Here is a 14036-nt window from a genome sequence, read left to right on the forward strand (position 1 = left end):
ATTCGAACTCACGGATAGTTTCCCATCGGCGGTTTTCAAGTCCGCCACAGGATTGCAGGAATTTAGCGCCTTTGGCATCTATATCAGTCCCAAAATCGACTCGATACCTAGTGCTATGTAACCCGCGTCATTACTGAATACCGGCTCCGAGTTCTTGGACCGGTTTTCCTCCCTCCACGCCCGTTCTGGGCACCCTCTCCCATTCCTTTTGTCTACCCTCTAACAGCCCAAATCCCACAGGTACCGACCATGTGCGGCCGAGTCGTCCAAGCAATGTCTTGGAGCGAGATCCACCACCTGCTGAACATCCACAGCGAGCCGCCGGCCCAGGCGGAGCCTCGCTACAACGTCGCGCCCACCACCCAGGTGCAGATGGTGCTGCCGCTCGAAGCAAGTGGACGGCTGGCGCCGGTGCGCTGGGGATGGCGGCCACACTGGGCGCAGGACCGAGCCGCACCGATCAACGCCCGGGCCGAGAAGGTCGCACATGGTCCGTTCTTCAGGGCTATCTGGCCGCACCGCATGCTGTGCCCCATCTCGGGCTGGTACGAGTGGGTGGACGAGGGAGGCCCAAAGAAACAGCCGTACTACATCCGCAGGCGTGACGGGAACCCTACTTTCTGCGCCTCCATCGGCCAGGTGCACGACGAGCCCCGGGATGACGACGGCTTCGTGATCATCACCGCCGATGCCCTGGGCGGCATGGTGGACGTGCACGACCGCCGGCCGGTGGCGTTCGCACCGGAGTTGGCCCGGGAGTGGCTGGACCCGGCTACGCCCCGGGAACGCGCCGAGGAGATGCTTCGCCAGGGCGAGGGGCCTGCTGCGTTCGAGTGGTACCGAGTCGACCGAGCCGTGGGCAATGTGCGCAACCAGGGCCCTCATCTGATCGAGCCCCTACCCTCGCCTCTCATCTGAGGGCTCTGGCGAGCCCCGGGGCCCTAGCGGCATACTGGATATCCATCCAGCTATGTTTTCGGCACCATGCACCTCCAGATCGACCAACGGCTGCGCCTTTACCAAGCGGCATTCCATTACCCCGCCCACATCTACGGAGACCCGGAGCGCTGGCGGCGCGAGCAGCTGCAGGCGGCAGACGAATTGCTGCGGGATGGAGTGATCGAGGCGCCCGAATACCTGGACATGCGCGACGAGGTGCTGGCCGTTCACACCCACGCAGTCGAGCGCACGGCCGGGGACGCGCTGGAGATGGCCGGTGTATATGCCGTGCTGGATGCATCCAATGGCGGCCCGGTTGGGCGCCTGGAGCGCCGATTCCTCAGCGCCGGTACCCGGCCAGAGCTGAACCACCTCACAGCACTGCATGATGCGAACGGCCAGCTGCAGCTGATGCGTGACCGGCGCGACCCGGTGGGCCCGGTGTACGGCCTGGAGTTCCACCACCAGAACGGCAGCCGCTACCAGTTCCGGCCGCTCGGCTTTTTCCACCTGGGCCGCATCGTGCCCCTCATCACCGACCCGGATCACCACCAGGTGGTGGCAGCGCTGCTGCTGGCTGCGATCGAGGCAGGCGATCAGTTGCAGGTGGAGCTGTACAGAAAGCGCCTGAGATGGTCGGAATTTCGCACCTGCCCGGCATGCAGCGGTAGATTCTCTCTCCGCGAGGATTGCCCCAACTGCAACGGGATAGGCCTCACCGAACGGTCACTCCCCCCTAGCTGGAAGGCGCCACCGTGCTCCACTCCGCAAGGTCCTATCCAGCCCCTCCTACTGCCAAGCCCGAAGTGATAGCCTCCGCCCCGTGTAGGATGGAGTCTCACAATGAAACCTCGCCGCCTGGCCCCCCTCTTCGCTGCCCTGGCCTTCACATCGGGCGCCGCCCTTGCTGACGTCACCAAGGTTGCTGACTGCTCGACGCCTGCAGGGTGCTTCCTGATATCCGGTGAAATCACCGATGCCGATGCCACCGCCCTCGCGCAGATTTCCCGATTCCTGGACGGACGCAAACTCAGCCGGCCAACCATTACGCTGAACTCGCACGGTGGAAGTGTCGACGCTGCGATCGCCGCCGGCCGGACGATTCGCCAGATGAGGGCAAAGGTTGAAGTTGACTCCGGAAGTCATTGCCTCAGCGCCTGCGTCTTTCTACTGGCTGGTGGGGTACGCCGTTCGGTCTACGGCACTGTAGGGATTCACCGTCCCTATACACCTCAGATTGGGGAACTCGACATTCAGCAGGCACAACAGAACTACCGCGCCACACAAGACAAAGCGAAGGCGTTCCTGAGAGACATGAACCTGTCCGATAGGCTCTACGATGCCATGGTGCAAGTCCCTTCTGAGGACATGCGAAATCTCGAGTTCACTGAACTGATGTACTTCGGTCTCAACCTCACTGATCCCGTAGAGGGCGAGTACATAGACTCTGCCGGCGCCGCAAAGTACGGGATCACCAAGGCTGAATACCTGAAGCGAAAGGCTGTCGCCGACAAATGCCCCAACGTCGTCGAGACCTTCGATGCCTGCCTGGAGCACGTCTTCCGTACCGGGTACCTCCCCTCGCAGAAGCCACAGCGGGACAGCACCATAAAATCTGTGCTCGCGCAGGCTTACCGAGACTTTCCCTTCCTCGACGTCGAGGGGCCAGACGCGAATCAGGCGGCGATTGACGAGGTCGTCAAGGTGCGCGACGTACTCATGGCCAAGGGTCACAGCGTCACCGATGCGATACGCGAGGCCGTCCGGCAGGTGGGGCCCAAATACGCTGGCAAGGCCGCGACAGCGAAGGGAGAATTAGCCGCGCTGGCGGCTGTGCTGCGGGAGGCTTACGCCCGCTACCCTTTCCTCGATTACGAGCGGCCCGACGCGAACCAGGCAGCGATCGCAGAGGTCATTCAGGTTCGCAACGCACTGATGGCGCAAGGCTACGGCGCGGCAGAGGCAATAAGGGCTGCTGTTAACCAAGTTGGTCCGAAGTACACCAACGCCTCAAGGAATAATTAGAGCAAGTGCACATGGACGTAAAGCTTCGAACCCACTACGACAACCTACACATCACTGAAAACGCAAGCCAGGAAGTCGTAAAGGCTGCCTACAAAGCCCTTGCGCAAAAATGGCACCCTGACAAACACCCCAGCAATAGAGTAAAGGCCGAGCGGTACTTTAAAATCATCACCCGCGCTTTTGAGGTGCTCTCCGATCCGAAGGCAAGGGCGGAGTATGACGCATGGTTAAAAAAACAGCGCGATAATCTTGATGGCGACCCCAAAGAAAAGAGTGCTGCCGACAATCACTCGCCGGAGCCTCCTGTACAAAATCACGGCAAGCAAGACAGTCACCCTGCGCACCCGTGGCGTCGCTTCTTTGCGCGTTTCATTGATACATTGATCTTCACTTCGGCATCGATATTATTTATCTCTTTCATAAACCACTTATTCGGCCAAAATATCAATGATTATCTTGGCGACTCCCCATTGAAGTGGTTTGTTATCGGGGCAGTAGGCACGATCATCATCGAAGCGCTCTGTGTGCACAAAGCCTCCACGACCCCTGGGAAATTCATTTTCGGCATCTACATCACAGACGAGCACGGCAACAAGCCCGGTGCAAATGAGTCACTTGAGAGGAGCTTGTTGGCGAACCTGATTGGCCAAGGCGCCTGCATACCTTTTGCCGGAATAATCACTTACCCGATCAGTTATTTTCTACTTAAAAGAAATGGTCTCACCCCCTGGGATAGCAAGGCCGGAACCCGAGTTACCTGTAGACCTCTCTCAAGTGGACGCTGGGCGCTATGCATCACCGCTTCTGTTGTCGCCGTGTTAATGAACGGGGTTTTATTTAATCTGCGAGAATCCGCCTGGATGGATCATTTAGTAAGTAAACGGGAAGCCTCATTGGCTGAGCGCGATCGCCCTCCTGTGTCTTCTGGCACCACATACGGTTCCCCACAGCAGGACGATGAATATGATGTCGACGTTGCTATTCAGCTTGGCATTGCGTACCGCAATTTTCCTTTCTTGGATCACACCAAACCCTACGCCAACCAGGCAGCGATCGCTGAAGTCATTCAGGTTCGCAACTCGCTAATAGCGAAAGGTTACAGCGTTGCCGATGCGATCCGTATTGCTGTCAACCAGGTAGGCCCAAAGTACGCGAAGTAGGTTCGTCCAGGCCGAGCACAAGCTGCATCTGCTCCCGCCAGTACTCCACTTCCCGCTTCAGTGGGGATTTCTCGACCCGCCAGGCTGCCAACCCCTTGCCGTGGAGGCTTGCAAGAGCTTCGCGCTCTGCAAAGACAGCGCTGGCTCGCTCGAACTCCTGCAGCGGCTCGGCCTCACCACGCAGCAGTGCATCAATGTGAAGGTCGCACCAGACCGCGAAGTCCACATTCAGCCAGCGAGCGAACGCAACGGCCAGTTTCGGGTGAAGCCAGGTACCGCCGCCATTGGCTGCTGCGCCCCTGCGAGTCACGACCAAACCCGCGCAGTTGCTCAATTCGGGGCGGAAACCGGATTTGCCACCCTGGACTTTCTTGCTCTGCTTACGCTCGACCATCTTGGGCTCAAACGGGATGCCAAGGTGCTTGGCAAGGGCGCGCATGTAGCATTCAGTTTCATGAAGCCGCAGCCAATCTCGCGGTTCCTGGCCAAATACGGCCGCCGCCGCTGTGGCATTGATCCATCCATCGCGGTTGAAACGGATAGCCTGCCCTTGGTAATGGAACGGAATGACGTTGTTCATCGGTTTCTCCCTCCGCCTAGAAGAAGGGTCAGCAGGCAGGGGCGTAGGCGGGAGTAGACCATCCCTTTTCGGTAGCGAACCTAGCCTGCTGCGGCCTGCAGAGAGGCCGACCTGGTTGCCCAAGCCCGCTCGACGCTATGTCACTGGCGGGCCTGGGCAACCCCCTTTTCAGCCCGCTGCCCGCCCCCGCTCGTCCGCCAGTTGCGCAGCTCGGTTCCTGGTTGCGTTCAGCTGCTTCAACAGTTCCGCCTTCTCCGCCGCGCCCAGTGACCGATCATTCGTCACGGCCTTGATGCGCTGATTGATGGCGGTGATCTGCCGGTTGGCGGCCTGGTAGACCGGCCGCAGCTTCAGCATCTCGTTGCCAGCCAGTTGCTGCAGACGCTCCAGATCCCCCACCTTCCGTGCTTCGCTGGCCGAGGCGTAGAGCTGGTCGATCTGGTGCTGCATCTCGTAGAAGCGGGTCAGGTACTTGCTGCCACTGCCCGGGTCGGCTGCCTTCACGAAGTCCCCGAACAGCGTCCAGTTGTCCGGGTTGGTCAGGTCGCTCTTCGGATTCGACGGGAGGTCAGTGATGCCGCGAGTCAGGTAGTCGGCGGTGTTCAGCGCCTGGGTGCCGAGCCAGCCGAAGTAGCCGCGCACCAGGTGCTCGATCCGCTGCGGCGAGATCCCGGTCAACTGCCCGGCGGCCACGGCCGACGCGCTGGTCCTGGCGGTGTAGCGCTCCTCCGCCGGCAGCCGCTCCTGGCCCATGCTGTCGATCGGGCGGTCGCGGAAGCTGTCGTAGTTGAAAGCGGCTTCCATGAGGGGCTTGAAGGCCTGCGGTACCGGGCTCATGGAAAGCTGGTTCCACAGCAGCGAGCCAGCCGTGCTGGCGAAGTCGCCGGCCCGGTAGTCGTCCCCGGAGAGTGCCAGCTCCGTCAACCGCTCGGCCACCGACCCCATGACCCCGACCTCGAAGGGCTTGGGCAGGTACAGCGCCTTCTCGGTACCCGGGATGCGCACCCACCAGTAGGTGTCACGGACCCAGTCCGGCAGCTGCTTGAACTCCTCGTCGTCCTTGTTGAGCAGGAACAGCAGGGTCGAGGCCATGGCCACCGCACCGGAGACTGCCAGGAAGCGGCGCGGATCTGCCGAGGCACCGCGCCCCAGCTTGTACATCCCCTGCAGGCGGGCGTTCATGAAGGGCACGATCTGCGTCAGGAAGCGCACGCTGGCCCACTTGCCGGCCGAGGTGAAATCCATCAGGTCACGGGCGGCGTAGCTGGCCTCCAGGTGGCTTTTGCCCTCGGCGCGCAGCTTCTCGTAGAGGGCCGCACGGTTGACCGTCTCCAGTCGGTCGCCGATCTCCTGGTACTTGTCCCAGGCACCGCGCAGCGCGCGGGCCACCTTGGCGGGGGTGTTGAGGATCTGGCTGGAGTCGACACCCCGACTGATCAGGCGCTTCGCGTAGGTGGCCTGGTCGCCATCGTTCAACGAGCCAAACCGCACAGCGCCGCCGCCGGCCAGCAGCCGGTGCAGCGTTGGGCTGTCCTTGCCGGTTCCCTTCCAGCCCGCGGCCATGTTCTTCAGCGGGTTGTAGCCCAGGTCGTTGGCGGCGATCGAGGAGATGCTGTCACGTAGCAGGTTGCGGGCGCGGAACGCGGGGCTGCTGGTGACCCCCACGGTCAGCGCATGCTTGAAGGAACGCATAGCCTTCATGGCCGGGTTGTTCCAGTCCTGGTGATTCAGCATCGTCAGTGCGTCAAGCACCAGGGGATCGTCCACCAGGTAGTGCCGCTCCTTGCCGTTGACCATTACCCGAAGGCTGCCCTTCTCCGCCTCGCGCACGCGGGTGGCGATGTTCATCTGCTCGGCAGCCTGCAGCGCCTTGTTCGCCGCCATGTTCTTCATGGATGCCGAGAGCAGGTGCGACCAGTTGGCCAGGGTGTTGGCCATCAGGTCGCCCAACGGCTCCTTGCCGCCCTTGAGCTTCTTGAAGGCCTTCTGCCCGGTCAACCCGCCGATCTGGCCAGGGCCGGCGGTACCATCCCCCTCCTCCATCACCCGATAGAACGGGACGTAGAACTCGCTTTCCCAGAGCTTGCGGCTGCTGCCGTCGATCAGGCCGGCCTGTTCGGCCACGTCCATCACCGCCTTCTGGTAGGCGTTGAACTGCTTGAGCACGTCGCGGTAGACCACCGCGCGGCTGCGGCCGTCGGCCATAGTGCCCTGATTGAGCGAGCGCAGCGCTGCGATGTTTTCCGGGGTGAAGAGGTTCTCGCGCCCCTCCTGGGCCAGCTTCTCGGCGCGGTTGCCGGCGATCCAGGCGAAGAAGAGATCGTGCTCTCCCTTCAGCTCCGCCAACACCCCACGCAAGCCCTGGCCGTCCGCCTCTACGTCCAGCGCCCCGTCGGTGATCGTCGGCCGGCCATGGAAGAAGGTGGCCTCCAGCGCTCCGTCCGTGCCTTTGGACAGGCGAGCCTGCATGTAGGCGGCCTGGTCCAGCTTGGCGATCGGCGCGAACTGGTCGAACACGCCCTGGATGACTTTCTCCTTCCAGCGCTCGGACAGCGCTCGCGCGGTCTTGGCCAGCGGTTCCTGTCGGATGAAGGCGCCGATCTTGCCGAGCGCATCCCGCTGGGCCGAGGTGGCGTGCTCCGGGAAACGCACCTCACCACGGTTGGTCACCTGGTCGAAGAAGTCGGCCGCCCGTTGGCTTGCGCGGCTATACCGCACGTCACCCGCCTCCTTGCCAATGTCCTCCGGACGCAGTACCTTTTTGCCGAGCCGATGTTTTGGTCCCGCTTTGGGCAATTGGAGCCCTCTAGCCTTGGACCAAGCATCGGCTTTTTTATTGTCCACGTATCGCAGCAAGCCGGTCTCCATCCACTGCCTGATGAAGCCTGTGCTGTCCTTGGCGTGGATGCTGGCGATCCGGTTCACGGTGACCCTTTCCGCGCGGTTCATGTGCACCGCCACCACCACCGAGCGCCCACGGCTCGCCGTCTCCACCAGCGCCACCAGGCCGTCCGGCGCAGTGGCGGAATCGAACACCATCACCGGCTCGCCGAGTGCAGCCAGGGCGGCCTTCACATCCCTGGGCGTCAGGCTGTGCTTGTCCACGGCCTTCCACAGCGTGTCTTCGGTGATGTTGATCGGTGCATCGGCAGCCCCCAGTGCCTTCAGCACGTCAGGCGTTCCGCCGAGGGACAGGGGCTTGGTGAGTGTCTTGCCCCTGAAGACTTCGTCGATTTCCTTCTCCAGCGCAGCGGGCAGTCCCGTTCCGGGCTCCCGGGAGTAGGTCTGTACCAACCCGGCGGTGCCCTTGTCCCCGCCCTTCTCGATGAAGCGCCGCGCAGTGCCCAGCAGGGCCGCGATGTCCTGGTCGGTCCAGCGCACGCGGAAGCCAATGGCGCGCAACGCATTGCGAACGGCCGCCACCAGCTGAGGCCAGAAGCGCTGCTCGGTAAGGCGCCCAGCCGCGGCGAGATCTGCCAGGACCTCTTCCATGGCCAAGGCCTTGTCATAGCCATAGCGATCCCGCAAGCGATCGGCCGACGACCGTAGGGCCGGGTGCTCCTTGTAGATGCTGAGCAACAGCGGGTTGAGCCGCTTGCCAAATGCCCCTTGGAGGCCGGCATGCCCGATGACCTCATGCTGCAGGACAAAGGCGGCATGCTGCAGGCTGGAAAGGTTATCGGCGATGAGGTAGACGCCCTGGGCATCGTAGAGACCCTCGACGTCCAGCGCGCCATCTCGCCGCACCTGCTGGCGAAGTCGAGGGGGAAGTTCGTCGATCGACTGCACGACATGGATCTGGGGCGCGTTCTTCCAGCTCGCTGCCATGCCGGCCAGTGTCCTCGACAGCGACTCAGCGCGCACCCCCTTGGCCTGACGGGAAGGTACCTGGCGGTAGCTGGCCCGGGAATACAGCTGCTGCCCCTTCTCCGTCTGGCGGACCTCCAGTGTCTGGAACAACTGGTCGAACGCTTCGCGGATGCCACCGCTCTGCAACTCTTCGTCGTTGGGGTAGGCAACGCTGGACTTCGATATGTTGACCAGATAGTCGTTGGACTGCTCGGTGTCTCGAAGCCGGGCGTCGACGTACTTCTCGAAAGCCCTGGCTGCGAGCTCCACGGTGGTGGACCAGTAGGGCTTGCTACGGGCCTGGTCCAGCTCAACCGCACGCGCCTTGAAATCACCGGCATTGACCGCGCGCTCGATAGCCTTGAACGCCTTGAACACCTCGTCCCTGACCGGATACTGAACATCCTCCATTTTCCGGGTTATCGGGTTGAACTCCTTTTCACGGCGACGACGCTCACTCATGAAGCCACTCTGGGCATCACGCTTCCCGAAGTGATGGTCGAGAGCGTGCAGCCACTCGTGCGCCAGGCTGCCCGGCCCATTCTTCTTGGTGAGGTTGATGACGACCTTGCCGCGCTCGTAGTGCGCAGACGCCGGGTCAGACCCTCCCTTCCCGCGAGCACCAAACGCCAGGCCCAGCTCGCCGTTCAGCGAAACAGCCTGGGGTGGAATGCCCAGGACATCAGCCATGTCCATCAGCGCGTCGTAGGCGTTGTTCAAGTCGCGCTGACGCCGAGATCCTTCTACCCAGTTGCCGAACTCCACACCCCGGAAACCGAAGGTTGAAAGGAACTGGTCCGGCGACACATCACCTTCGTGACGAGCAGGTCCAACACGATCCTCGTTGCGCTCACGGCGAACCACCGGCGCCGCTCTCAGCTCCGCCAGCTTCTGTTCCAGCTCGTCGCGGTTGTCATTCAGGTAGTTACGTGCATCGCGGCTCGTTGCGAAGTTGGTCTTCAGGCGGACCACGCCGCCGGCCCCCTTGTAGCCGAGCATGTACTGCTTCGACATCCTGTCCTGATAGACCTCGATCTTCGACACACGCCCAGCCCCTGCAGGCTGGTCACCCAGCACCTTGGTGAGGTGCTTCACGGCAGCATCGGTGATCGCTTCAGCGGTGCTCCCACGAATGCCTGTTACCAGCCTCTGGGCCGGGTCCTCCAGTACATAGATGGTGGTGGGCCGCTCCAGGCGCTCCCCCGCAAACACGGTATAGCTGCCCGACGTGATGCGCCACTTCGAGGCCGACTTCAGGAGCGACGCCGGCAAGCGAGCCAGCACCGGCACAGTGTCAGCAAGCTCGCCGAGCGCGGATCGGCCGCGCATCTGGCCAAGCACCTGGTCAGCCGACAGTTCACCCTCAAGCAGTTGCTTGGCAAAATCGCGGAGCACTTTCACTTTGTCAGACCACATACGCACCCGGTGGCCGATACGCGGCTTGGCCGGGATCTCGGCCCGCATAGCGGCGATCAGCGCGAGTACCTTCGGGTCCACGCCCTCGCTGGACAGGCTTTCGTAGTCTGGCTCCGGGAACGACTTGCTCAGCGGCTCAGCGGCGACATCGACATCTGCGGAAATGCTCTCGCGAAACCCCTTCCACAGATCCTTTCTGGCACCACCGAGCTTCTCGCCGAAGTCTTCGATCCTGGCCGGCTTCTCCGAAGGGGCATCGTTGCGCCCTCGGCCACCGCCGGCGTCATCCGCCGGATTGGACTTGCGATCGGTGCTGACAGCAGCACCCGCTTCGGCCTGGCTCGCGGCGCCCTGGCTTTCAGCCTGCGCAGGCGCCTCGGCTTCCTGGACCTGCTGGCGGTCTGGGGTGGCACTGGGCTGCTCGACCTCGGCGCCCTGCTCCCTATCGTTGGCGCGAGGCGACGCGCCGTCGGCCGGCTGCGGAGGCGCCACAGGCTCTGGCTGGGCCGGGGGCTTGGCCACCGTCAATGCACGCTGTCCGTCGGCCCCCGCAGCTGCAGGAGGAACACCAGCTCCGCTTTCCACTGGCTGGACTGCGGCAGCTTGCGCCGTTGCTTCAGCATCCGGTACTCCTGCCGGGTCAGTCGGCTGGAACGGCGCAGCACCCTGATCGCCTGCTGCTCGCTCATCAACAGGCCCTGTCCCACTATCAATATATGCACGCTCCTGTACGGGGCGCCGCTGCACCGCCCACTGTCGGTTACCGGTTTTCACCACCTCGAACTCGTCGGGCAGCGGCAGACTCCTCAGCGCCTTGTTGGCGCCGGGCACGCTCTTGTAGGCGGTTGCGGTGACCTGTTGCTCTACCTTTGCGCCAGCGAGCGCCCGAGTCGCCATCGCCCGGCTTGCGCCCGTCCGCTCTGCCAGGGCCTTGGCGTCCAGCGCACCCTGTGCCTGGCGCGCCTGCTGCAAGACTTCGCTGAACACCGGCCGCTGTGCCGGCTGCGCCTGCCTGTCCATGCCCGCGCCAAAGCTCGGCCCCTGGTCCTCCACTGGCCTTGGGGTGGGCACCCGGGCGAACGACGCCTGACCACTGGGGTCCACCACCACCGCCTCCGGGCGCAGATCCGGCAGGCCGGGGTAGATCGGGCTGGCGTCGAAGGTCCGCACCGCCATGGGCGGGGTTTCCCGGACGGCCGGCGGCGGCGCCTGGATCAGTTCACCGGACAACGGCACCACGCCGCGCGGCACAGGCTGATCGATCCCGCCACCGCCGAAGGGCGAACGAGGCTGGGCCTGCTCACGACCCGGCACCGGGCGCTGTTCCCTGTCCACGTCACGTACCGGGCCGGTGTCGCGAATGGTGCCGCTGGAGTCTCCGTAGAGCACCGGGTCAGGCGCGGGCAAGGCCGCCAGCGGTGCTGGCCCAGGAAGGAGCGCAGCGGAGCGGCTGATCGGGCCCGCCGGTTCCGGAGTGGGCGGCTGGGCTGCCGGCGAGGCAGGTGCCTGCAGGGCACGCTGGGCAATGCGCCCCGCAGCATCGACGCCACCACCAAGAATGCCGCCGCCGATGCCGCCGAGAATGGCCGCGTTCAACAGCTCGCTCCGGCCTTCCGCGTTGAACGCCTCCTGGCTGGGATCGACGCGCTGCACTGCCAGGCGCTCGACAGCCGTCTGCCCTGCCTCCGTTGCGGCTTCGATTCCGGCCTGCTGCCCTGCGGCACGCAGGAGCCCTTTGCTGGGCCGCATCGCCTTGGAGAGCAGGCCCAGTTCCGGGACCACATCCAGTGCGCCCGCGGCGGCTCCATAGGCGAGGGCGGTGCCTGGGGCGTATTGCCCGGTCTTCTTATAGATATCGCCGTAGATGCTGCCCTGCTCCGTCCCAATGGACGTGCCCGCCAGTCCGACCTGGGCGCCTCGCTTGGTCATCTCGCGCGCAGCAACCTGGCCCGCGCGCTCTGCTGCCGCACGCTCTAGCCCCTGGGCAACCTTCCCTTTGACCATCCTCTCGACGGCTTTTCGGCCGGCGACTCGTGCTGCTACTCCGCCGATGCCGCCACCCGCGATCGAGCTGGCGGCGAACGGCACCAACTGGCCCAACCCTTGTGCCGCGTAGAGTCCGGCATCCTTCAGGCTGCCCACATCCTCGACTCGCTGGACAAGGGCGGGGTTCTGCTGCGCTTCATCCTGGTTGCGCAGGTAGCCGGCGATCCCCCAGTCACGCAGCCCGGGCTCGGCCACTACATCGCCGACCAAGCCGGCCAGGCCGTACAGCGAGCCCTGGAGTGCGTCAACGCCGGAGGCAATCCCCTTGCCGAACTCGCCGCTGAGCGTGGCTTGCTTGCGCGCCAGCCTGGCATCCAGGTCGGCCAGAATGTCGTAGTTGTCGGCCATGTCATGCCCCTCCGGTTGGAAGGGGCTTGAGGTTCGCAGCCTGCCGCCGCTCGTTCAGCCGCTCGATGTCTTGCGAGTTGATGCCAGGTTTCTTCGCCAGCTCCTGGGTCATCTCATCCAGATCCGCAAGCTGCTGGGGCGTCATGGTCGGGGCCTGCTGGCCGCCATCGATGCGGGTACTGGTGCCCTTGATCAGGTCCACCAGCATCGGACTCTTGATCGCCTGGCCGGTGGCCGGATCGACTGTCTCGCCGATGCTGACCATGCGCTGATCCTTGAGCGGGGTGGTCATCTGCAAGTAGGTCTCCCGCAGCAGAGCCCGCTCTTCCGGCGACCTGCTCTGATCGTCCAACCCTGCAAGCAGCCCGTTGAGCCGCTCCTGCTTCTGCAACTCCAGCCCGCGCGCCGCGATCTGCTGCTCAGTGGCTTGCCGCTGCAGCTGGTTGTTGAAGAACTGGTCCAGCCCTCCTGCGATACCGCCTGCCTGCCGGGCCTCCAGCTTCGCCTGCTGCTGGCGATCCCAGTTGGCACTGGCAACGCGCTCGGCCTGCTGCTGGTCAAGGCCACGGCCACGGGTGGAGTCACCGACGATGGTGAGTCCACCGCCGGCGTTGTCACGACGGGTCTGCCGAATGATCTCCGCGGCGGCCAGGTTGCGCTGCATGCCCTCGGCGCCACCACTCATGATGCTGAGCGTACCGATGCCATCGCCGATACCGCCCCCGGCCTTGCCCTTGGCGCCTGCCACGTCGTTGGGGTCGTTGGAGAACTCCATGACACCGTTGGCGCCGCGCCGGCCGACGACGCCAGCAATGCCGGTCTCGCCGTAGCCACTGGAGCCACTGGAGCCTTCAGGTTTGAGTGAGGTGGCTGCGGCTTCCTCTGTTGCAGCAGCGTCTTCTTTCGACTGCGCCTCGGTAGCTGGCGGTGCCGGCTTGGAGGGGTCAGAGCCATCGCGGCGCTTAGCGCCTAAATGCGTCAGCGCGGTATCACCGACGATCTGCCCGGTTTTGCTGAGCTGTTCAACACCCTTGTCCAGGCGCTGGTACGCCGCATCTCGGAACATTGTCGTCCCACCTGGCAGTGAGTACGGGTCGCCGCCGGCCAGTGTGGTGAGCCCATTTCGCGCCCAGTCCCAAGGCGCTGCAACGAGCGCTCCGGCACCACCCAATACAGTGTCCACGACTCCATTGTGGTAGTTGGCCAGACCGTGAACAAACCTTTTCACGCTGGAGCCAGACTGATCCTGTTGATCCGGTGGAGTTTGGCTACTGCCAAGGCCACCCTGGGGAGCGCCCTTGAACACAGGCTGATCATACTGGGCCTGCATGGCCTTGGCTCGCGCGGGGTTGCCAGGCACCGGACTGTCGCCGATGTCGTATCGCTGTTCCGGAGCCGGCGGCGGGTAGCCTTGGACGCCACCATCAAGGCGCAACGGCGAGGGTTTGGTCTGTGCCTGAGAGTCACGCGAGAGCAAGCCCCCGTCCATACGCATCGGGTCCGGGAGTTTGAAAGGTGCAGACGGCGCCTCGATGGGCATGATGCCGGGCAAAGGCGAAATGCCCTTGGCCTTCTGGGTAGCGAGCGACGTATCGCCAGTGATTGAGCCGAGTTTGTACGGATTTTGAATAGCCATGTGGGGTGCTCCCTGGGGTGGATGCACCCGACGCTAT

General features: G+C 63.7%; 7 protein-coding genes. 4 read left to right on the plus strand and 3 right to left on the minus strand.

What is annotated here, in order from left to right; translation table 11 throughout:
- Nucleotides 1–249: 249 nt before the first annotated feature.
- The 4 genes from A7D27_RS09830 to A7D27_RS27095 all read left to right on the plus strand — a co-directional run bounded on the left by A7D27_RS09830 (nucleotide 250) and on the right by A7D27_RS27095 (nucleotide 4124).
- Complete coding sequence (locus tag A7D27_RS09830; RefSeq protein WP_069564743.1) at nucleotides 250–918, plus strand: SOS response-associated peptidase; 669 nt, start codon at nucleotides 250–252, stop codon at nucleotides 916–918.
- 66 nt (nucleotides 919–984) lie between these two features.
- On the plus strand, nucleotides 985–1749 hold the full coding sequence (locus tag A7D27_RS09835) for a hypothetical protein (protein ID WP_069564744.1): 765 nt from the start codon (nucleotides 985–987) through the stop codon (nucleotides 1747–1749).
- 33 nt (nucleotides 1750–1782) lie between these two features.
- On the plus strand, nucleotides 1783–2964 hold the full coding sequence (locus A7D27_RS09840) for an ATP-dependent Clp protease proteolytic subunit (protein ID WP_069564745.1): 1182 nt from the start codon (nucleotides 1783–1785) through the stop codon (nucleotides 2962–2964).
- A gap of 11 nt (nucleotides 2965–2975) precedes the next feature.
- A complete protein-coding gene (locus tag A7D27_RS27095; RefSeq protein WP_083265583.1) occupies nucleotides 2976–4124 on the plus strand; it encodes a DnaJ domain-containing protein in 1149 nt (382 codons plus the stop codon).
- Here the strand turns inward: A7D27_RS27095 and A7D27_RS09845 are convergent.
- The 3 genes from A7D27_RS09845 to A7D27_RS09855 form a co-directional block, all read right to left on the minus strand.
- Complete coding sequence (locus A7D27_RS09845; protein ID WP_069564746.1) at nucleotides 4093–4704, minus strand: KilA-N domain-containing protein; 612 nt, start codon at nucleotides 4702–4704, stop codon at nucleotides 4093–4095. The genes A7D27_RS27095 and A7D27_RS09845 overlap by 32 nt on opposite strands.
- A gap of 168 nt (nucleotides 4705–4872) precedes the next feature.
- The gene (locus A7D27_RS09850) at nucleotides 4873–12363 is read right to left on the minus strand and encodes an LPD38 domain-containing protein (protein ID WP_069564747.1); all 7491 of its coding nucleotides are present in this window, start codon (nucleotides 12361–12363) and stop codon (nucleotides 4873–4875) included.
- Nucleotide 12364: 1 nt separating this feature from the next.
- On the minus strand, nucleotides 12365–13999 hold the full coding sequence (locus A7D27_RS09855; protein WP_139134073.1) for a hypothetical protein: 1635 nt from the start codon (nucleotides 13997–13999) through the stop codon (nucleotides 12365–12367).
- Nucleotides 14000–14036: the final 37 nt, after the last annotated feature.

Source organism: Pseudomonas sp. 1D4 (assembly GCF_001728925.1).
GTDB classification, from domain to species: Bacteria; Pseudomonadota; Gammaproteobacteria; order Pseudomonadales; family Pseudomonadaceae; genus Metapseudomonas; species Metapseudomonas otitidis.